This is a genomic window from Pseudomonas putida (genome assembly GCF_025905425.1).
GTDB classification, from domain to species: Bacteria; Pseudomonadota; Gammaproteobacteria; order Pseudomonadales; family Pseudomonadaceae; genus Aquipseudomonas; species Aquipseudomonas putida_AF.
This window is the reverse complement of the sequence record NZ_CP109603.1, coordinates 4,932,463-4,952,810: the sequence shown is the minus strand read 5'-3', so window position 1 is coordinate 4,952,810 and position 20,348 is coordinate 4,932,463. Positions and strand designations below refer to the sequence as shown.

At 61.2% G+C, this 20,348-nt stretch carries 21 protein-coding genes and 1 tRNA gene; 10 read left to right on the top strand and 12 right to left on the bottom strand.

Features of this window, described 5'->3' with window-relative positions:
- Positions 1-23: 23 nt before the first annotated feature.
- The 3 genes from OGV19_RS22350 to OGV19_RS22340 form a co-directional block, all read right to left on the bottom strand.
- On the bottom strand, positions 24-785 hold the full coding sequence (locus OGV19_RS22350) for an ABC transporter substrate-binding protein (protein ID WP_264310676.1): 762 nt from the start codon (positions 783-785) through the stop codon (positions 24-26).
- 13 nt (positions 786-798) lie between these two features.
- A complete protein-coding gene (locus OGV19_RS22345) occupies positions 799-1,572 on the bottom strand; it encodes an ABC transporter ATP-binding protein (RefSeq protein WP_264310675.1) in 774 nt (257 codons plus the stop codon).
- 393 nt (positions 1,573-1,965) lie between these two features.
- Positions 1,966-2,901 (bottom strand): IS110 family transposase, encoded by a 936-nt coding sequence (locus OGV19_RS22340; protein ID WP_264309399.1) that lies wholly within the window; start codon positions 2,899-2,901, stop codon positions 1,966-1,968.
- A gap of 564 nt (positions 2,902-3,465) precedes the next feature.
- Between OGV19_RS22340 and gabP the strand changes: the two genes are divergently transcribed.
- Positions 3,466-4,851 (top strand): GABA permease, encoded by a 1,386-nt coding sequence (gene gabP, locus OGV19_RS22335; RefSeq protein WP_264310674.1) that lies wholly within the window; start codon positions 3,466-3,468, stop codon positions 4,849-4,851.
- 172 nt (positions 4,852-5,023) lie between these two features.
- Here the strand turns inward: gabP and OGV19_RS22330 are convergent, their stop codons facing one another.
- The gene (locus OGV19_RS22330) at positions 5,024-5,467 is read right to left on the bottom strand and encodes a hypothetical protein (protein ID WP_027594262.1); all 444 of its coding nucleotides are present in this window, start codon (positions 5,465-5,467) and stop codon (positions 5,024-5,026) included.
- Between the two features lie 129 nt (positions 5,468-5,596).
- On the opposite strand from OGV19_RS22330, the gene OGV19_RS22325 reads away from it, so the two are divergent.
- The gene (locus OGV19_RS22325) at positions 5,597-6,130 is read left to right on the top strand and encodes a hypothetical protein (protein WP_264310673.1); all 534 of its coding nucleotides are present in this window, start codon (positions 5,597-5,599) and stop codon (positions 6,128-6,130) included.
- Between the two features lie 9 nt (positions 6,131-6,139).
- On the opposite strand, the gene ppk2 is transcribed toward OGV19_RS22325, so the two are convergent.
- On the bottom strand, positions 6,140-7,102 hold the full coding sequence (gene ppk2, locus OGV19_RS22320; RefSeq protein ID WP_264310672.1) for a polyphosphate kinase 2: 963 nt from the start codon (positions 7,100-7,102) through the stop codon (positions 6,140-6,142).
- 176 nt (positions 7,103-7,278) lie between these two features.
- On the opposite strand from ppk2, the gene OGV19_RS22315 reads away from it, so the two are divergent.
- Positions 7,279-7,569, top strand: coding sequence for a type II toxin-antitoxin system RelE/ParE family toxin (locus OGV19_RS22315; protein WP_264310671.1), 291 nt, complete (start codon positions 7,279-7,281; stop codon positions 7,567-7,569).
- Positions 7,570-7,578: 9 nt separating this feature from the next.
- A complete protein-coding gene (locus OGV19_RS22310) occupies positions 7,579-7,884 on the top strand; it encodes an addiction module antidote protein (protein ID WP_264310670.1) in 306 nt (101 codons plus the stop codon).
- 118 nt (positions 7,885-8,002) lie between these two features.
- Here the strand turns inward: OGV19_RS22310 and OGV19_RS22305 are convergent.
- The 4 genes from OGV19_RS22305 to OGV19_RS22290 all read right to left on the bottom strand — a co-directional run bounded on the left by OGV19_RS22305 (position 8,003) and on the right by OGV19_RS22290 (position 11,751).
- Positions 8,003-8,078: transfer RNA gene (locus tag OGV19_RS22305), tRNA-Phe, on the bottom strand.
- A gap of 90 nt (positions 8,079-8,168) precedes the next feature.
- Positions 8,169-8,441 carry an oxidative damage protection protein gene (locus OGV19_RS22300; RefSeq protein WP_264310669.1) on the bottom strand — a complete coding sequence of 91 codons (273 nt, stop codon included), beginning with the start codon at positions 8,439-8,441 and terminating at the stop codon, positions 8,169-8,171.
- Positions 8,438-9,505, bottom strand: a complete 1,068-nt coding sequence (gene mutY, locus OGV19_RS22295; RefSeq protein ID WP_264310668.1) for an A/G-specific adenine glycosylase — start codon at positions 9,503-9,505, stop codon at positions 8,438-8,440. The genes OGV19_RS22300 and mutY overlap by 4 nt, the downstream gene beginning before the upstream one ends.
- Positions 9,502-11,751 carry an AsmA family protein gene (locus OGV19_RS22290; RefSeq protein ID WP_264310667.1) on the bottom strand — a complete coding sequence of 750 codons (2,250 nt, stop codon included), beginning with the start codon at positions 11,749-11,751 and terminating at the stop codon, positions 9,502-9,504. Before OGV19_RS22290 ends, mutY begins: the two co-directional genes overlap by 4 nt.
- Positions 11,752-12,157: 406 nt before the next feature.
- On the opposite strand from OGV19_RS22290, the gene OGV19_RS22285 reads away from it, so the two are divergent.
- The 6 genes from OGV19_RS22285 (at position 12,158) to hisF (ending at position 17,031) form a co-directional block, all read left to right on the top strand.
- Positions 12,158-13,819 carry an OFA family MFS transporter gene (locus OGV19_RS22285; protein ID WP_264310666.1) on the top strand — a complete coding sequence of 554 codons (1,662 nt, stop codon included), beginning with the start codon at positions 12,158-12,160 and terminating at the stop codon, positions 13,817-13,819.
- A 172-nt stretch (positions 13,820-13,991) separates the two neighbouring features.
- On the top strand, positions 13,992-14,585 hold the full coding sequence (gene hisB / locus OGV19_RS22280; RefSeq protein WP_264310665.1) for an imidazoleglycerol-phosphate dehydratase HisB: 594 nt from the start codon (positions 13,992-13,994) through the stop codon (positions 14,583-14,585).
- Positions 14,586-15,224: an imidazole glycerol phosphate synthase subunit HisH gene (gene hisH / locus OGV19_RS22275; RefSeq protein ID WP_264310664.1), complete on the top strand. Its 639-nt coding sequence runs from the start codon at positions 14,586-14,588 to the stop codon at positions 15,222-15,224.
- Entirely contained in the window at positions 15,225-15,485 is a 261-nt protein-coding gene (locus tag OGV19_RS22270) for a DUF2164 domain-containing protein (protein ID WP_264310663.1), read from the top strand.
- Positions 15,486-15,512: 27 nt separating this feature from the next.
- Positions 15,513-16,250, top strand: coding sequence for a 1-(5-phosphoribosyl)-5-[(5-phosphoribosylamino)methylideneamino]imidazole-4-carboxamide isomerase (gene hisA, locus OGV19_RS22265; protein WP_016484508.1), 738 nt, complete (start codon positions 15,513-15,515; stop codon positions 16,248-16,250).
- Between the two features lie 10 nt (positions 16,251-16,260).
- Positions 16,261-17,031, top strand: coding sequence for an imidazole glycerol phosphate synthase subunit HisF (gene hisF, locus OGV19_RS22260; protein ID WP_264310662.1), 771 nt, complete (start codon positions 16,261-16,263; stop codon positions 17,029-17,031).
- A 136-nt stretch (positions 17,032-17,167) separates the two neighbouring features.
- Here the strand turns inward: hisF and choV are convergent, their stop codons facing one another.
- The 3 genes from choV to OGV19_RS22245 all read right to left on the bottom strand — a co-directional run bounded on the left by choV (position 17,168) and on the right by OGV19_RS22245 (position 20,220).
- Entirely contained in the window at positions 17,168-18,346 is a 1,179-nt protein-coding gene (gene choV, locus OGV19_RS22255; RefSeq protein ID WP_027594275.1) for a choline ABC transporter ATP-binding protein, read from the bottom strand.
- Positions 18,343-19,191 (bottom strand): choline ABC transporter permease subunit, encoded by an 849-nt coding sequence (choW, locus tag OGV19_RS22250; RefSeq protein WP_264313988.1) that lies wholly within the window; start codon positions 19,189-19,191, stop codon positions 18,343-18,345. Before choW ends, choV begins: the two co-directional genes overlap by 4 nt.
- A gap of 81 nt (positions 19,192-19,272) precedes the next feature.
- A complete protein-coding gene (locus tag OGV19_RS22245; RefSeq protein WP_264310661.1) occupies positions 19,273-20,220 on the bottom strand; it encodes a choline ABC transporter substrate-binding protein in 948 nt (315 codons plus the stop codon).
- Positions 20,221-20,348 lie beyond the last annotated feature (128 nt).

The following is a 20,348-nucleotide window of genomic DNA, read 5'->3' as shown; positions in this document are numbered from 1 at the left end:
AAGGGCGTACCGGTCGGGGCGAATCAATAGATGCTGAACGGGAAGTACTTGTCGTTGATCTTTTTGTAGGTGCCGTCGGCGACAATTTCCTTGAGTGCGGCATTGAGCTTGTTGCGCAGCTCATTGTCACCTTTGCGTACGGCAATGCCGACCTTGTCGCTATCGTTCACCGGTTCGCCTTTGAACTCGAAGCTTTTGCCGGCGTCGGACTTCAGCCAGTCGTAGTTGGCGTACTTGTCGGCGAGGATGGCGTCGAGGCGGCCGGACGTCAGGTCCAGGTAGGCGTTTTCCTGGCCATCGTACAGGTTGACCTTGAACTCGCCGTCCATGCCGCCGTTGTCGTCCAGCCAGGTCGCTGCCTGGGTGGCGCGCTGGGTACCGATGGTCTTGCCTTTGAGCGAGGCGCGGTCGGTCTTGAAGTCGACGTTTTTCGGTGCGATGAACTGCTGTTTGTTCGAGTAGTACGGGTCGGTGAAGTCGACGGCCTGCTTGCGCTCATCGGTGATCGACAGCGAGGAGATCAGGAAGTCGAACTTCTTGGCGTTCAGCGCCGGGATGATGCCGTCCCAGTCAGAGGTGACCACTTCGCATTCGACTTTCATCTTGGCGCACAGTGCGTCGCCGATGTCTTTGTCAAAGCCGACCACCTGGCCGCTGGCATCCTTGTTGTTGAAGGGCGGGTAAGCCGCCTCGATGCCCATTTTGAGTTTTTCGGCTGCCATGGCATTTGCCGAGAACACCAGGGTGGCGGCAGCGGCCAGGAGGAATTTCTTATAGGTCTGCATTCGTGTTGCTCCGTTAGCGGTGGCTGGACATGAATTGCTTGCAACGCGCCGAGGTCGGGTTCTCGAAGACCTGTTGCGGCGATCCTTGCTCTTCAACCAGGCCCTGGTGCAGGAAAACCACTTCACTGGACACCTGGCGGGCAAAGTTCATCTCGTGCGTCACCAGCAGCATGGTACGGCCTTCTTCGGCCAATGCGCGGATAACGTTTAGCACTTCCTGGACCATTTCCGGATCGAGCGCCGAGGTCGGCTCGTCGAACAGGATGACTTTGGGCTTCATGGCCAGGGTACGGGCAATGGCGGCGCGCTGCTGCTGGCCACCGGAAAGCTGGGCGGGGTAGCTGTGGCGCTTGTCGTAGATGCCGACCTTTTTCAGCAGTGCTTCGGCGGCCTCGATGGCTTCAGCCTTGCTTTGGCCAAGCACGCGGCGCGGCGCCTCGATGATGTTGTCGAGGATCGACATGTGCGGCCACAGGTTGAAGTTCTGGAAGACGAAGCCGATCTCGCTGCGCAGGCGATTGATCTGGCGGTTGTCGGCGGCGATCAGGTCACCGTTTTTGGCGGCCTTGAGCTTGAGGGATTCACCGGCGACCAGGATTTCGCCCTGGTGCGGGTTCTCCAACAGGTTGATGCAGCGCAGCAAGGTGGACTTGCCGGAACCGGACGACCCCAGGATGGAGATCACGTCACCATCGCGTGCGGTCAGCGAAATGCCCTTGAGAATTTCCTGCTCGCCGTAGCGTTTGTGCAGATTGCGAATTTCCAGCGCGGGCGTGGCCTGGGCCATGTGCGGTCCTCTTGTGTTCGGGTGCGTTCCCAGCTGTTGGCGGCCTTCCTGGCGTGCGCCAAGCTAGCATAGCGGCATTATGACGGCCAACAGGGTCGCTAGGGGCTCGGGTCGCTGTCGGGGCAGATTGTCGCATCGCTGCAGCGCAACGTCGCGAGGATGACCGCGAAGGTCTAGCCCAACACCAGAGCCTTGATGAAAAAAGGCGCGATGGTGCCAGTTTTGGCCCGCGCTTGGAAGCGCCAATCCTTAACTCGTTCAATGAGCGGGCCCTGAGAGGATCGCTTGTAACGGTGGGAGCAACTGTCTTCTTGTGGAAGCTGGCCTTGCCGGCGATGGGGCGCGTAGCGCCCCAGGCCCGGCTGTGCCGGGCATCGCCAGCAAGGCTTGCTCCTACGAATGAGCTATTTGCTCCTTCCAGGGCGTTCCGGTCTTGAGCATCGCATTTAGCCTCACTATCAATACTCGCATACACGCCACCACCGATACTTTCGCGCACTTCCCCTGGGCTCGCAGTGCTTTGTAGCGCTCGCAGAAGTCCTTGTTGTGCCGTATCACCACCCAGCAGGCCATATAGAGCGCCCGCCTGACTTGTGAGCGTCCCCCCCAGATTGAACGCTTGCCCGACTGCTTGCCGCTGTCCTGATTGAACGGCGCAACACCGACCAAGGCGGCAATTTCCTTCTTATCCACCTGGCCCAGCTCTGGCAGCAAGGCCATCAGCTTTCCGGCAGTAATCAGACCAATTCCTTTGACTTGAGTGAGCTGTTTAACCCGATCATCAGGCAAAGCTGCTGCCTGCTGTGCGATCTCTTGTTCCAGCGCTCGAATTTCACCCTTCAGATAGGCGATGTGTTGTTCCAACCGCAAACAAACACTGGGAGCCCGCGCCTGCTTCAGGCGCCGCTTGTCATCGTCGCGCTGTTGGACGAAGCGATCCCGCTGCATAAGCAGTTCGCGCAGCAAGGCCCGCTCGGGTGTCATCACCTGGCAAGGCCGTGGGGGCATAACTTCAGCCAGGTGAGCCAAAACAGCTGCGTCAATGGGATCGGTCTTGGCGCGTTTACCCATCGACTTGGCAAAGTCCCGGGCACGACTGGGATTGATCCGGCAAACCGGAAAATCGGCATCCTGCAGCGCTTTGAGGACATTGCACTCGTAGCCACCGGTAGCTTCGAGCAAGACCATTGAAACTGCATACCCGCCAAGCTTTTCGACGAGCAGTTGGAATCCCTTCAAGTCATTGGAAACACTGAAGTTCACCCCCTCAGGGCGGATGTGAACAGCAAGTGTGGCACTGGAAACATCGATGCCGACAGAGGAAGACATGGCCAAACCCTCTTAAACTCAAGGAGTGAGAGCGCTTTGGCTTGGCCCACGCTTGTGATTCGAGATTACGCCCCTCATCCAACTGTTCGGGCTCTCGCCAAAGTGGAACGGTGAATGGCAGCTTTTGCTCCCACACGTGCTCTGGGCACCTCGGGCTATCAGCTTGCCATTCACCGCTCTCACTTCAGATTCTATTCCCTCTCCAAGACACAAGCGGGCTAGACACCTCAACCAATCCGCTCCAATGGTTGTACCTATCGGTTGTACTTTTTTTGCATGGCAATGGTGCGCAGGTGTTACCTAGGGGCACCTTTGGTGCGTTTGTAAGTGGGTATTTCCGTAATCCGGACTTGGCACGGGGATTTGGCGACCTTTCGGTCAAAGCATGGCCGAAAGCCCTGCAAGCCGCGCCCTTTACGGCTGCCAGATTTTTCTGACGAATGCATTCAGCAAATGGCGCGCTTATTGCCAGTAGGAAACCGCCGATTGCAGCGACGCCTAATTAACCCCAGGCGCGCTTCGTTCCCGTAGTCGGAGTGGTCCACTCCTTACAAAGGTAGTTTTATGAGCGGTAACAATTCCAATGACCTCGCTCAGGGGCTCAAATCGCGGCATGTCACCATGCTGTCCATCGCTGGCGTAATTGGCGCCGGTCTGTTCGTGGGTTCCGGTCACGCCATCGCTGCTGCGGGCCCTGCCGTACTGCTGGCCTATGCTGCTGCCGGTACGTTGGTCGTGCTGGTCATGCGCATGCTTGGCGAGATGGCCATTGCTTCACCTGACACGGGTTCTTTTTCGACTTATGCCGACCGCGCCATTGGGCGTTGGGCCGGCTTCACCATCGGCTGGCTGTACTGGTGGTTCTGGGTGCTGGTGATCCCGCTGGAGGCCAACGCGGCCGCAGCCATTCTGCACGCCTGGTTCCCTGCCGTTGACCTGTGGGCCTTCTCCCTGGTCATCACCCTGCTGCTGACCCTGACCAACCTGTGCAGCGTGAAGAACTACGGTGAGTTCGAGTTCTGGTTCGCCTTGCTCAAGGTACTGGCGATCATCGGCTTCATCGTCGTGGGCTGCGTGGCCATGTTCGGCCTGGTGCCGGGCAGCCAGGTGAGCGGTGTCAGCCACCTGTTCGATACCCAAGGCTTCATGCCCAACGGCCTGGGCGCTGTGCTGGCCGCCATGCTGACCACCATGTTCTCGTTCATGGGTACCGAAATCGTCACCATCGCCGCTGCCGAGTCCAAAGACCCAGGCAAGCAGATCAGCCGCGCCACCAATTCGGTGATCTGGCGTATTTGCCTGTTCTACCTGGTGTCGATCTTCCTGGTCGTGGCGTTGGTGCCTTGGAACGATCCGGCCCTGGCTGAGCTGGGCTCCTACCAGACCGTGCTGAGCCGCATCGGTGTGCCGAATGCCAAGCTGATCGTCGACATCGTCGTGCTGATTGCCGTCACCAGCTGCCTGAACTCGGCGCTGTATACCTCGTCGCGCATGCTGTTCTCCCTGGGCAAGCGTGGCGATGCCCCAGCCATGTCGCAACGCACCACCAAGGCGGGTACTCCGCATGTGGCGGTACTGATGTCCACGGCGGCGGCGTTCCTGTGTGTGTTCGCCAACTATGTGGCGCCGGCCCAGGTGTTCGAGTTCCTGCTGGCAAGCTCTGGCGCCATTGCGCTGCTGGTGTACCTGGTGATCGCGGTCTCGCAACTGCGCATGCGCAGCCAGCGTGAAGCGCGTGGCGAGAAAATTGCCTTCAAGATGTGGCTGTTCCCGGGCCTGACCTGGGCGACCATCGCTTTCATCATTGCTGTGCTGGTGGTGATGGGGGTGGGTGAGGATCACCGTGCCGAGATCATCGCCACTGCTTTGCTGAGCATTGGTGTGGTGGCGGCCGGGCTGCTGGTGCATCGCAAGCGCGAAGCGGCTGGGCGGGTGGCGCTGGATAACTGATCTGCGCTGCTTTGAATGAAAAGGCCGCGCCCTGTGTAGGGCGCGGCCTTTTTTATTACATCTGTCGGGCCTCTTCGCGGGGCAAGCCCGCTCCCACTGGTATGGCGCTGCATGTGAGGCCTGCACAGTATCTGTGGGAGCGGGCTTGCCCCGCGAAGAGGTCGGTGATGGCTCAGCCGAACTGCTTCTGCTGCTGTTGCTGCTTGGCCACGACTTCTGAAGCGGCGATATAGGCCTCTTGGAACTCGTCGCTTTCCAGCCAGGCCATGGTGGTGTCTTCGTCGGCGCCATCAAGCCAGGTGCGGTAGGCGTTGAACACCAGCACGATGTAGTCGGTGGCGTGTTCTTCCTTGTGCCCCTTGAGCACCAGTGCCAGCAGCGGGTCGACCAGGAACACCGAGATCATCGCGACCAGGCTGGTTTCCTGTGCCGCCTTCATCTTGTCGAACAGCTCCTTGTAGCTGTCCGACTCCATGGCCTTGTTGAACACCTGCTCGATGCTGGCGCTGTCACCGGCGCTGGCCTTGACCGCCTGGCCGCTGCGCACCATGCGGTTTTGCTTGGCCTTGCTGGCGGCGCGCTTGGCGCGTTTCTGTTGTTTGGTCGTGGTGGCCATGGGTGAATCCTTGGGGGTGCCTGAAAAAGTGCGCGTATTGAATCGCACTTGCCTGCGAAACCCAAGCGACAAGCGATGGTCTCAGGCAGGCGGCCGGATGTCCGGTAACCACTCATGAGGAATTCAGGGATGAAAACAGCAATCTCGCTATGCCTGCTGGCTGTAGCGCTGTCTGGCTGCGGCAACATTGCGGCGGTCAAATCGTTCAACACCCCTTATGGTTCACCGACGTCAGGCGATACCGCTCGCCTGCGGGTGATTGCCGACGGCATGGTGCGCGCGGTGCCGGGCAAGGATTGTGTCGATTGGTACAGCCCAGGCGCAGGGGTGATTGCAGTGCCCAAGGAGGGCTTCGCCGACCGCAATGGTGAAACCCTGGGCATGCCTGCCAGCGCCCCGGTGATGCAGGGGGATGCGGTCAGCGAAGTGCTTGTGCCGGCCGGCAAGCCGTTCACCCTGCACTTTCTCGATGGCGGCCGCGGTAGCTACAACAGCGTCACCAACTGCCTGGGCATGTTCTACTTCGTGCCGCAAAAGGGCGCCGATTACGAAGTGGTGGTGCGCGGCTACAGCGCCTGTGGCGTCAAGCTGCGGCAGTTGGGCGTGGAGCAACCCGTACAGACCACCAAGGCCGAATACTGCAGCGCCATGGCCAACTTCTGATTGCCCTTGTCAGTGGACGGCTGGCGCTTCATCTTCTTCGAAGTCACGAGACGCACGCCCCACCAGTGACGGGTCGGGGGCATACGCCACGGCCGGGTCCTTGCCTGGGTAGTCCAGTGAATGCAGGAAGTGCCGTATGCAGTTGATGCGCGCACGCTTCTTGTCATCGGACTTGATCACCGTCCACGGTGCATCGGCGGTATCGGTATGGAAGAACATCGCCTCTTTGGCTGCGGTGTAGTCGTCCCATTTGTCCAGCGACTTGATGTCGATGGGCGACAGCTTCCAGTGTTTGAGCGGGTCGTCGCGGCGTGAGATGAAGCGCCGTAGCTGCTCCTCGCGGTTCACCGAGAACCAGTACTTGAACAACAGGATGCCGCTGTTGCATAGCATGCGCTCAAGGTCCGGCGCCTGGCGCATGAATTCGAGGTACTGCAGCGGCGTGCAGAACTCCATCACCTTCTCGACCCCGGCGCGGTTGTACCAGGAGCGGTCGAAGAAGACCATTTCACCTGCAGTCGGCAGGTGCTGGACGTAGCGCTGGAAGTACCACTGGCCCTTTTCCTGCTCGGAGGGCTTCTCCAGTGCCACGATCCGTGCACCACGCGGGTTCAGGTGCTCCATGAAGCGCTTGATGGTGCCCCCTTTGCCCGCAGCGTCCCGCCCTTCGAACAAGATCACCACGCGCTGGCCAGTGTCCTTCACCCAGCTCTGCACTTTAAGCAGCTCGATCTGCAACGCGTGCTTGGCCTTTTCGTATTCCTGGCGTTGCAGGCGGGTGCGGTATGGGTAGCTGGCTGGCAGGCGTGCGCGGGTGCTGTCTTCGTTGCTGCCTTTGGGGGCGGTGGCCACTTCCAGTGCAGCGGGCTGCTGGCTGATCTGGGTAATGGTCGGTTCGGGCTTGCGCTGACGTGGGCGACGCGTGCGAGGGGGGATTGGGGCGGGGAGCAGGAGGGTGGATTCTTCGCTCATGGAGGTCCTTGCGGGTAGTCGAATGGCCACCTGGTATTTTAAGGACGAGCGGGTAATGGCTTTTTGATGTTGGTCAATGTCGGTTGCTGATTTGTGACCTTGTCGCTGGGGGCGGCTCAATAGTTTGAAACACGTGAAGATTGGATGTAGTGTGAACTGTGGTTTACATTTTTCCCATGCATATACTCATTCAAACCGAGACGTACAAAGGGTGGTTCGCTGCGTTGCGGGATGCTCGTGCGCAGGCGCGTATCAACGTGAGGCTGCGCCGAATCGAGCTTGGGATGCTGGGTGACTGTAAGCCAGTTGGTGAGGGAGTGTCCGAAGCGCGGATCAACTATGGCCCGGGCCATCGAGTCTACTTCGTTCAACGGGGCTACGAAGTGATCATCCTTTTGGCAGGTGGCGATAAAGCCAGCCAGGCGAGGGATATCAAAGCTGCACTCAAGCTTGCGCGCGATCTTTAGGAGGCCGTCATGACAGATATCAAACTGACCAAATGGGATGCTGTGGACCATTTGAAGACCGAGCAAGACATAGCCTTGTACCTTGAGGCCTGTCTTGAAGAAAACGATCCAGCCTTGCTTGCCGCTGCGTTGGGTGATGTTGCCCGGGCGCGCGGGATGGCTCAGTTGGCCCGGGACACGGGGCTGACTCGCGAAGGCTTGTACAAGGCGCTCTCTGCAGAGGGTAACCCCAGCTTGGCGACCATCATGAAGGTCATGGCGGCGCTTGGAGTAAGGCTGCATGCTGAGGTGGTGCAGCCTCAGGTAGCGGGCTAGAGATTTGGGATATCGACAACGTAATGCAGGCCGAAAAATCGCAGACAACAAAAAACCCGCACTGGGCGGGTTTCTTGTTGTCGCTTCGGGTAACTTTGCAACCACCAGAAGCTGAAGGTGGTGCCCAGAGACGGAGTCGAACCGCCGACACGAGGATTTTCAATCCTCTGCTCTACCGACTGAGCTATCTGGGCGACGAGGTGAATTAAATAGATTTCCAGACCGTCCGTCAACGACTTTTTGAAAAAATTTTAAATTAATTCCGTCGCTTACGTTTTCTGGGGTCATTCGGCCGGTGGAACGTAGCCTTCCGCCTGGGCGTACTCTTCGCCGGCGAAAAACTTGTCCATCTCGCCCTGGAGGAATTTGCGGTCCTCGCCATTCATCATGTTCAGGCGCTTTTCGTTGATCAGCATGGTCTGGTGTTTCTGCCAGTCGGCCCAGGCCTTCTGCGAGATGTGATCGAAGATGTCCTGGCCCTTGGCGCCTGGGTAGGGCGGGCGCTCCAGGCCTGGGAGTTCTTCTTTGTACTTGCGGCACATCACGGTGCGGGTCATCGGGCATCTCCTGCAATCAGTTCGTCGGCCGCGCGTTTGAGCAACTTCTTGACCGGGGCGGCGAGGCCCAGGCGCGGCGGGGTGGCGAGGTTATACCAGAGCCAGTCGGGGTCGGCCACGTGCTGGCCGACCGGGTCGACCCTCACCAGCCAAGGCTCGATCGCCAGCTGGAAGTGGCTAAAGGTGTGGGTCAGGCCGTCTAGTGCGCGGCTATCTGCCAGGCGCAGGCCGTGCTGGTAGACGAGGTCGTCGAGTTGTTCGAGGTTCTCCAGCTCCGGCAAGCTCCACAAACCGCCCCACAAGCCGCTGGAAGGGCGGCGGTAAAGCAGGATCGCGCCTTCGTGGTTGGCCAACAGTGGCATCAGCGTCCGCCGTTGCGGCAGCGCTTTGCGTGGCTTGGGCTCGGGGTAGCGGGTCTCTTCGCCGTGCAGGTGCGCTTCGCAGCCACGTTGCAGCGGGCAGATCAGGCAGCTGGGCTTGCTGCGGGTACACAGCGTGGCGCCCATGTCCATCATCGCCTGGGTGTAATGGTTGGCGCGGGTCAGCGGGGTGAAGCGCTCGGCGCTGGCCCACAGCTGGTTGGCCACCTTGGGCTCGCCGGGGTAGCCCGCCTGGGCGGTATAGCGGGCCAGCACGCGCTTGACGTTGCCGTCCAGGATCGGCGCACGGATGCCCATGCTGATGCTGGCGATGGCACCGGCAGTGGAGCGGCCGATGCCAGGCAGTTCGGTGAGTTGCTCGACGCTACGTGGAAACTCGCCGCCATGCTGCTCGACGACGATCTTCGCCGCCTTTTGCAGGTTGCGGGCGCGGGTGTAGTAGCCCAGGCCCGTCCACAGGTGCAGCACTTCGTCCTCCGGCGCTTCGGCCAGGGCCTGCACGGTGGGCAGGGCCTGCATGAAGCGGTCGAAGTAGTTGAGCACGGTGCTGACCTGGGTCTGCTGCAACATGATTTCCGACACCCACACCCGGTACGGGGTGATGCCCTGTTGCCAGGGCAGATCGTGTCGGCCGTGCTCGTCATACCAGTCGAGCACGGCGCTGGAGAACTGCTCGGGGCTCATCGCTTGAACAGCCCCTTGAGCGCGTCTTTCACTTCCGGGCTCACTTTGTCTCCGAGTTTCTCGTCGAGTTTTTCATCGATCTTGTCTTTGAGGCGGTTGCCGGCCAGTTTGGCGGCAACCTTGCCCATGCCGTCCTGGTCCAGGCGGCAGGCCTTGGCGCCAAGCTCCAGCGGGCCGCGGCAGCGCAGCGGCACTTCAACGCCGACATAGCGCTGGTTGACCTGGCAGGCCGGGTCCGGCATGGCGCGCTGGTCACCCTCGACGATCACGCCGACGTTGTAGTCCATGCCCAGTACGCGCAGGTCGACGTCGCCGTGGCCGTTGACGGTGAGGCCTGGGATGCGTGCCTTGAGGTCTGGGTTGCTGGCCACGCCATTGCGCACCACCAGGCTGCCACGCAGTTCCTGGAAGGGCGTGTCCTTGGCGCGGGGTTCGCCGCTGAGCGACTTGCGGTTGAGCGTGGCGATGGCCTGGCACAGTTGCTGTTCAAGGTTGGCATTGACCAGTACGCCATCGTTGATGGTGAAGTTGGCGTTGCCATTGAGGGTATCGACCAGCGCCTTCTGGCTGTTGCCGGTCGCGGTCAGGTCGCTGGTCAGGGTCAGCAGGCCCTTGACCGGTGGCGTCTGCTCTTTGCCCTCGATCTTGATGAAGTGCTCTACCGGTACCCGCTCGATCCGGGTGTTGACGCCAAGCTGCGGCACAGCAGGGCGTACATCGACGGTGCCCTTGGCCTCGAAGGTGCCGTTGTAGAGCTCGCCGCGCAGGGTCTGCAGGGTCACCAGGCCGCCTTGGCCGATGGCCTTGAGCTGAGCATCTTGGATGGGCAGCTTGTCCAGGGTCAGCGAGCCGAAGCTCAGGTCGGCCTGCAGGTCCAGGGCACGCAGGCGGTCCACCGGCAGCAGCTTGTCGTCACTCCAGGCGACCTGGGTCGGAGCGTTGGGCAGGGGTGAGCTGCCGACACCGGCAACGGCGCTGGCTTCCTGTTGCTTGACCTCGGCCTGGCGCGCGGCGGTAGCGCCCTTGGCTTCTTCGCTCTTGGCCGGCAGGTAGCGGTCGGCGTCGAAGGTATCGGCCTTGAGCTGCAGGCGCAGGGCCTGCTTGGCGAAGTCTTCGACGGCCACGCGGCCGCTGAAGGTGCTGTCGTCCAGCTTCACCGCCAGGTCCGCCAGGGCCAGGCTGTTTGGCGTGCCTTGCAGGCGGGTGACCAGCTCCAGTTTGGTGAATGCGGCCGGGTCGTTGGTCGCCGGCAACGGGCGGCCGATGCCATCGAGGAAGGTGCGCAGATCGAACTGGGCGATGGACAGGCCACCGCTGAGTTGCGGCGCCTTGTCCAGGTCGCGCAGGTTCAGCTCGCCCAGCGCTCGCAGCTGGTTGGCCGAAATTTTCAGGCCGTTCCACGAGGCAACATTGGCCGCCAGGTCTACCAGCAGTTGGCCCTGGGCGGCGAAGGTCACGGTCTTGCCGGCCAGCGGTTCGCCCGAGGTCTCGCCCGACAGGCGCATGTCTTCAAGGTTGTAGCGTTTTAGCTTGCGGTCGAAACGCAGTTCGCCGGCAAGCTCGGTGCGGGCCTTGATGTTCGGCTGGCTGGCACTCAGGAACGCACTGGCCTTGAGCGGAATGTTCGCCCCTTCGTGGACCGGGCCGGTGCTTAGCTGAATGCTTTCGGCGCTGTAGCTCTGGCCGCTTTTGGCATCGGTGTACTGCACACGGGCGTTGTTCACGGTCAGGCTGTCGATGTCGAGTTTGACCGCACGCTCGCTGCCGCTATCGGCTTGCGCCGGGGCCTGCTCGGTTGGTGCCTGGGCCGGTGTTGTGGCAGGCGCGCCGGTGGGTGCCGGCAATGGCTTGCCGATGTCTTCCCAGTTGCCGTGGCCGTGTTCGTCACGGGCCAGGGTCAGGTTCAGGCCCTCGACGCGCACGTCGCTCATCTGCACCTCGCGGCGCAGCAGCGGCAGCACACGCACCGACAGACCGAGCATCTGCAGGTCGGCGAACGGCTCCTTGGGTTTGTTCAAGGTGGCGATGCTTGCTTCGTGCAGCTCCAGGCCCAGCCACGGGAACAGGCTCCAGCCTATGTCACCGTTGAGGGTCAGCTCGACATGAGCCTTGTCGCGCGCCAGCTGGCGAATCTCGTCTTTATAGTCGTTGGGATCGAAGAGGTGGGTCAGGGCGAAGCCCAACGCCACGATGATCAGCAGCAACCCGAGAAGCCCCAGTCCCAGGATTTTGCCGAACGCTTTCATGGGCGAGTCCTTGTAGTCCAGTTTGAAATTCAGCGGCAGAGTATAGCGCCGCAGTGGTTATCTCTGCGTATTCGACTGGCGATACAGCGTATTTCCCTACGAATGGATCAGAGGTTGCGGCTTTCGACAGCCGCAGTACTGGCAGTTCCGTTTGTGTTGCCTGTACCGGTCTCTTCGCGGGCAAGCCCGCTCCCACAGGGTTCATCCGATCATGTGGGAGCGGGCTTGCCCCGCGAAGAGGCCGGTACAGGCGAACCGAAATACCGTTTCAGCTACGGAGAAATCCACGATATCAGATTGCTTTCATCCCACCGGGTGCTGGTAACCTTGCGCCGCTTGCGGTGTGCCCGCGACCCATTGTCGCGGTGCGTTGCCCTGTAAAGGCCCTACAAAAAGGATTGAACCCATGAGCAGTACCGTCACGGCAGGCACCTTGGCCGGAGCGCCGAGCTTCCTGTCGAAGGAGCGCATCATTGCCCGTCCGGGCTTCAACCGTTGGCTGGTGCCACCGGCAGCGTTGGCTATCCACTTGTGCATCGGCATGGCCTACGGCTTCTCGGTGTTCTGGTTGCCGCTGTCGCAAGCCATCGGCATCACCGCCCCGGTCGCCTGCTCGGCAGACATGGGTTTCATTGCGCGAATGTTCAGCGCCGAGTGCGACTGGCCGATTTCGATGCTGAGCTGGATCTACACCCTGTTCTTTGTATTCCTCGGTTGCTCGGCCGCGGTACTTGGCGGCTGGCTGGAACACGCCGGGCCGCGCAAGGCCGGGCTGGTGTCGGCGCTGTGCTGGTGCGGCGGCATGCTGATTTCGGCGATTGGCGTGAAGACCCATCAGCTGTGGCTGATGTGGCTGGGCTCTGGCGTGATTGGCGGTATCGGCCTGGGCCTGGGCTACATTTCGCCGGTCTCGACCTTGATCAAGTGGTTCCCAGACAAGCGTGGCATGGCCACGGGCATGGCGATCATGGGCTTTGGCGGTGGCGCGATGGTGGGTGCACCGCTGGCGACCGCGCTGATGGGCCACTTCGGCAACGCGCAGGACGTGGGGGTATGGCAGAGCTTCGTGGTCATGGCGGCGATTTATTTCGTGTTCATGACGGCGGGCGCGCTGGGTTACCGCGTGCCCCCGACCGGCTGGAAGCCTGAGGGCTGGACCGCCCCGGCGAAAAAGGCCGGCAATGGCATGGTCACCGACCGCCATGTGCACGTCAGCGTGGCCTGGAAAACCCCACAGTTCGCGCTGGTGTGGCTGGTGCTGTGCCTGAACGTCTCGGCGGGCATCGGTATTCTGGGCATGGCGTCGCCGCTGTTGCAGGAAGTGTTCGCCGGCAAGCTGCTGGGTAACGAGCTGAGTTTCAGCGAGCTCAATGCCGCGCAGCTGGCGCAGATTGCAGCGATCGCGGCGGGCTTTACCGGCTTGCTGAGCCTGTTCAACATCGGTGGGCGCTTCTTCTGGGCGTCGTTCTCCGACTACATCGGCCGCAAGAACACCTACTTCGCTTTCTTCGCCCTGGGCGTGGGCCTCTACAGCCTGGTGCCGAACATGGGCCACTTGGGCAACGTGGCGCTGTTCGTGGCGGCGTTCTGCATCATTTTGTCGATGTACGGTGGCGGCTTTGCCACGGTGCCGGCGTACCTGGCCGACCTGTTCGGGACGCAGATGGTGGGTGCGATTCATGGGCGTTTGCTGACGGCGTGGGCAGCGGCGGGCGTGCTGGGGCCGGTGCTGATCACCTACCTGCGTGAGTATCAGTTGGCGGCGGGCGTGGAGCGGGCTGTGGCGTACGACATGACCTTGTATATCCTCGCGGGCCTGCTGGTGTTGGGCTTTATCTGCAACTTGCTGATTCGCCCAGTGGCGGACAAGCACTTCATGAGCGACGCGCAATTGGCCGCCGAACGTGCGCTGAGCCACGACAAGGGGGCCGATGGGGCGCGTTCGCTGGAGTGGCATGCCGCGCCGGGTAGCTTGCCGCTGGTGCTGATTGCCTGGGCTGCGGTGGTTGTGCCGTTGGCTTGGGGGGTGTGGATTACGTTGCAGAAGACGGCTGTACTGTTCCATTGAAAGGGGCTTGCGGGGGTTGCAAACCAGCCCCCGAATCACAGCTTGTATAGACCTGTAACTGCATCCACCCCCCGTAATTGCTTGCTCTGCCATATGTCATCCGCGTTTCAAGCTGGCGCGATCTGGGCCTATAATGGAGCCCTTTTCGCCCAATGATTTTGCGGAGCTGGTGATGGTCGAACGTAAGGCTTCCGTCGAGCGCAATACCCTGGAAACCCAGGTCAAGTGCTCGATCAACCTAGATGGCAGCGGCAAGGCCCGATTTGATATCGGTGTGCCTTTCCTTGAACACATGCTCGACCAGATCGCCCGGCATGGGCTGATCGATCTGGACATCGAGTGCAAGGGTGACCTGCACATCGACGATCACCATACCGTCGAAGACGTCGGTATCACCCTGGGCCAAGCATTCGCCCAGGCGATCGGCGACAAGAAAGGCATCTTCCGCTACGGCCATGCCTATGTGCCGCTGGACGAAGCGCTGTCGCGCGTGGTCATCGACTTCTCGGGCCGCCCAGGCCTGCAGATGCACGTGCCGTTCACCCGCGCCACGGTCGGTGGCTTCGATGTCGACCTGTTCCAGGAATTCTTCCAGGGCTTCGTCAACCACGCCCTGGTGAGCCTGCACATCGACAACCTGCGTGGCCACAACACCCACCACCAGATCGAAACCGTGTTCAAGGCGTTCGGCCGCGCGCTACGCATGGCCATTACCCTGGACGAGCGCATGGCTGGGCAGATGCCTTCCACCAAGGGATGCCTGTAAATGCAGACGGTAGCCGTAATCGACTATGGCATGGGCAATCTGCACTCGGTGGCCAAGGCACTTGAGCATGTCGGCGCCGGCAAGGTGCTGGTCACCAGCGACGCCGCGGTGATCCGCGAGGCTGATCGCGTGGTGTTCCCAGGCGTGGGTGCGATTCGCGACTGCATGGCTGAAATCCGTCGCCTGGGCTTCGACAGCCTGGTGCGTGAGGTTAGCCAGGACCGCCCGTTTCTCGGCATTTGTGTCGGCATGCAAGCGCTGCTCGAGCACAGTGAAGAGAACAACGGCGTCGACTGTATTGGCCTGTTCCCCGGCCAGGTGCGTTTCTTCGGCAAGGGCCTGCAAGAGGATGGCGAGCACCTGAAGGTGCCGCACATGGGCTGGAACGAAGTCAGCCAGGCCAACCAGCATCCGCTGTGGCACGACATCCCTGACCGCGCGCGCTTCTATTTCGTGCACAGCTACTACATCGATGCCGGCAAGCCGGCCCAGGTGGTCGGTCGCGGCCACTATGGCGTCGACTTTGCTGCCGCGCTGGCCGACGGCTCGCGCTTCGCCGTGCAGTTCCACCCGGAGAAAAGCCATACCCATGGCCTGCAACTGCTGCAGAACTTCGTTGCCTGGGACGGGCGCTGGTAAATGAGCAAATCGAAGACCAAGGCCCCGGTCATCACCCTGGCCGCCGAGCAGGAGCGCGAAGCGCTCGACACGCTCAAGCGCTTTCTCGAAGACCGTTTCGAGCTGCAGCTGGGGTCGTTTGAAGTGGCCGAGGTCCTCGACCTGTTCAGCAAAGAGATTGCACCCCATTACTACAACAGGGCGATTGCCGATGTTCAGCTGCACCTCAAGGAGCGGTTCGAGAGCATCGAGAGCGACCTGTGGGCACTCGAGAAGCCCTGAAACCCAACAAATAGACAGGTTCCCAAGATGCTGATTATCCCCGCTATCGATCTGAAGGACGGTGCTTGCGTGCGCCTGCGCCAGGGCCGCATGGAAGACTCCACGGTATTTTCCGACGACCCGGTGAGCATGGCCGCCAAATGGGTCGAAGGTGGCTGCCGCCGCCTGCACCTGGTTGACCTCAACGGCGCCTTCGAAGGCCAGCCGGTCAACGGTGAAGTGGTTACCGCCATCGCCAAGCGCTACCCGACCCTGCCGATCCAGATCGGCGGCGGTATCCGCTCGCTGGAAACCATCGAACACTACGTCAAGGCTGGCGTCAGCTACGTGATCATCGGCACCAAGGCGGTCAAGCAGCCGGAGTTCGTCGCCGAGGCCTGCAAGGCGTTCCCGGGCAAGGTCATCGTCGGCCTGGACGCCAAGGACGGCTTCGTTGCCACCGATGGTTGGGCTGAAGTCAGCACTGTTCAGGTCATCGACCTGGCCAAGCGCTTCGAGGCCGATGGCGTCTCGGCAATCGTCTACACCGACATCGCCAAGGACGGCATGATGCAGGGCTGCAACGTGCCCTTCACCAAGGCCCTGGCCGAAGCCACGCGCATTCCGGTGATCGCCTCGGGCGGCATCCACAACCTGGGCGACATCAAGGCCCTGCTGGACGCCAAGGCCCCCGGCATCATCGGCGCCATCACCGGCCGTGCCATCTACGAAGGCACCCTCGATGTTGCCGAGGCTCAGGCCTTCTGCGACAACTACCAAGGCTGAGGACTGAACCATGGCACTGGCCAAGCGCATCATCCCTTGCCTGGACGTGGACAACGGCCGGGTGGTCAAGGGCGTCAAGTTCGAGAACATCCGTGATGCCGGCGACCCGGTAGAGATTGCCCGTCGCTACAACGAGCAAGGTGCTGACGAAATCACCTTCCTCGACATCACCGCCAGCGTCGATGGCCGCGACACCACGCTGCATACCGTCGAGCGCATGGCCAGCCAGGTGTTCATCCCGCTGACCGTGGGCGGTGGCGTGCGCACCGTGCAGGACATCCGCAACCTGCTCAACGCCGGTGCCGACAAGGTATCGATCAACACGGCTGCGGTGTTTAACCCGGAGTTCGTGGGCGAGGCGGCAGACCGTTTTGGTTCGCAGTGCATCGTCGTCGCCATCGATGCCAAGAAGGTTTCCGCGCCGGGTGAAGAACCGCGCTGGGAGATTTTTACCCATGGCGGGCGCAAGCCGACCGGGTTGGATGCCGTTGAGTGGGCGAAGAAGATGGAAGGCCTGGGTGCCGGTGAGATCCTGCTGACCAGTATGGACCAGGACGGCATGAAGAACGGTTTTGACCTGGGGGTTACTCGGGCCATCAGTGATGCGCTGGGGATTCCGGTGATTGCGTCGGGGGGTGTGGGTAATCTGCAGCACCTGGCTGACGGCATTCTGGAAGGGCATGCCAGCGCGGTGCTGGCGGCCAGTATCTTCCACTTTGGCGAGTACACGGTGCCGGAGGCCAAGGCCTACATGGCTTCGCGCGGGATCGTGGTTCGCTGATTCGGTGATTGGGGCTGCTTTGCAGCCCTTCGCGGGCAAGCCCGCTCCCACAGGGAAAAGTACATAGCTCAGGGCTTGTCATGTACCTGTGGGAGCGGGCTTGCCCGCGAAGGGCCGCAAAGCGGCCCCAATGGCATCACCCATGGTTCTTGCCAAGCAACGCGTGGTAAAGCTCGGTATCCCCAAGAATCCCCACCACCTTGTCGTTATCCTGCAGCACCAGTTTGTTGCCCGTCTGATAACGAATCTGCAGCGCCTCGCGCATGCCGATATCGGCGTGCACCACCGTCGGCCTGCGCTCCAGCAGTTCTACATTCTGCCCCGGCGCCCAATTCTGCATGTCCAGACCGTTCTGGCCTTGGCGTGCACGCTTGAGCGAGCCGCCTTCACCAATGTCCAGCCATGAGTCGATACCCGGGTCCAGGCACACCGAGCCATTGACCCGCTTGCAGTTGTCGAGGCTGCGCATCAGGCTGCGACCGCACAGCACGTTCAGTGGGTTAGTGTGGGCCACGAAGGTGCGCACATAGTCGTCCGCCGGGTTCAGCACGATCTCTTCCGGTTTGCTGTACTGGATGATCCGCCCGTCTTTCATGATTGCAATGCGGCTGCCCAGCTTCAGCGCTTCGTCCAGGTCGTGGCTGACGAACACGATGGTCTTGCTCAACTTGCGTTGCAGCTCCAGCAGCTCATCCTGCAGGCCTTGGCGGATCAGTGGGTCGAGCGCTGAGAACGGCTCGTCCATCAGCAGGATGTCGGCATCCATCGCCAGCGCCCGGGCCAGGCCCACACGCTGCTGCATGCCACCAGAAAGCTCATCGGGCTTTTTGTTGCGCCACTGGGTCAAGCCGACCAGTTCGAGCTTCTCGTCCACCAGCTTGCGCCGCTCTTTCTCCGGGCGGCCCTGCATTTCCAGGCCAAAGCTGATGTTCTCGCGCACGGTCAGCCAGGGCATCAGGGCAAACTTCTGGAACACCATGGCGATGCGCTTGGTGCGCATCATCTTCAGCTCGGCCGGGGTGCAGTGGGCGATGTCGATGTGCTTGCCTTCGTGCTCGACGAACAGCTTGCCACGGCTGACGGTGTTCAGGCCGTTAATGCAGCGCAGCAGGCTCGACTTGCCCGAACCGGACAGGCCCATGAGCACGCAGATCTCGCCTTTTTCGATATCCAGGTTGGCTTTTTCGACGCCCACCACCAGGCCGGTCTGCTTGAGGATCTGCTCGCGGGTCTTGCCTTGGTCGAGCAGCGAGAGTGCCTCGCGTGGTTTGTTGGAGAAGATGACGTCGACGTCTTCGAAACGAATGATGCTCATGCTTCACCCCTTACCGTGACTTCCGGTTGCTTGCAGATACGGTCGAGCATGATTGCCAGCAGCACAATCGCCAGGCCCGCTTCGAAGCCCAGGGAGATATCGGCGGTGTTCAGTGCGTTGACCACAGGTTTGCCCAGGCCGTCAGCACCTACCAGTGCCGCGATCACCACCATCGACAGCGACAGCATGATGCATTGAGTGACACCGGCGGCGATGCTCGGCATCGCGTGGGGCAGTTCGATGCGGGTGAGCAGTTGACGGCGCGAGCAGCCAAAGGCCTTGCCGGCGTCGAGCAGCTCTTGTGGCACATCGCAAATGCCCAGGTAGGTGAGGCGGATCGGCGCGGCAATGGCGAACACCACCGTCGAGATCAGCCCCGGGACCACGCCCAGGCCGAACAGGGTCAGGGTCGGGATCAGGTAAACGAAGGTTGGCACCGTCTGCATCAGGTCGAGTACCGGACGCATGGCGGTATAGAACATCGGTTTATGCGCAGCGACGATGCCCAGCGGCACGCCGATGGCCACGCAGACCACGGTGGCGAAGGTCACCTGCGCCAGGGTTTCCATGGTTTCCTGCCAGTAACCCAGGTTGAAGATAAGCAGGAACGACAGCGCAACGAACGCGGTCAGCCCCCACTTGCGCTGGATCAGGTGCGCCAGGGCGGCAAACAGGGCGATGAGGACGAACGGGTTGAACCAGGTCAGGGTACTGGTGACGCCATGGATCATGAACTCCAGGCCCTGCGCGATGGCGTCGAAGTAATTCGCGCCGTTCTGGGTCAGCCATTCGACGAACGACGCGATGTACTGGCCCAGGGGTATTTTCTGATCGATAAGCATGATAGCGAGCTTCCACCTGCAAAGATTGAAATCAGTCCGGGGCGGGCACGGTCCCGCCCCGAGGTAGCGCTATTGCGTGGTTCGTTATTGCGCCAGCTTGGCCTTGGCCGCCTCAAGGCCGGGTTTGCCATCAACGGTGGTAACGCCGGCCAGCCAGGTATCCAGCTTGCCGGGGTTGTCTTTTAGCCACTTCTTGGCGGCTGCTTCGGGTTTCATCTTGTCGTCCAGGACATAGCCCATCATGGTGCTTTCATCCTTGAGCTCGAACGACAGGTTCTTGAGCAGTTGGCCAACGTTGCTGCATTCCTGCGCGTAGCCCTTGCGGGTATTGGTCAATACGGTTGCTTTGCCGAACTCGGGGCCGAAGAAGTCATCGCCGCCGGTCAGGTACTGCATCTTGAAGCGGGTATTCATCGGGTGCGGTTCCCAGCCCAGGAACACCACCGACTCGCCGCGTTTCTGCGCCCGGTCGACCTGCGACAGCATGCCGGCCTCGCTGGACTGCACGATCTTGAAACCGGCGTCCTTCAGGCCGAAGGCGTTCTTGTCGATCATGCTCTGGATGGTGCGGTTGCCGTCGTTACCCGGTTCGATGCCGTAGATCTTGCCGTCCAGCTCCTGCTTGAACTTGGGGATGTCGGCAAAATCCTTCAGACCCTTGTCGTACAGCGCCTGAGGTACGGCCAGGGTGTACTTGGCGTTTTCCAGGTTGGCGCGCACGGTATCGACAGTGCCGGCGTCGCGGTACTGCTTGATGTCGTTCTCCATGGTCGGCATCCAGTTGCCGAGAAACACGTCCAGGTCCTTGCCGGTTGCCAGCGACTTGTAGGTCACCGGTACCGAGATCATGGTGGTGTGGGTCTTGTAACCCAGGGCTTCGAGCACAACGCTTGTGGTTGCTGTCGTCACAGTGATGTCGGTCCAGCCAACATCGGAGAAGCGTACCGTCTGGCACTGCTCAGGCTCGGCGGCCTGGGCCAGCAGCGGGGTGGACAACAACGCAACCAGCAACAGCGAGGGTGAACCTTTCATGGATGGACTCCTGTGATTTTGTCTTCGGGTTCGCGTGGGTCGCCGGGCTTTCTGAAGGTCCGGTCGACCAGGCCTGCAGAGGGCAGGTTGCGTGGCCGTGCTATACGAGTCGCTTTTGATAATCCTCC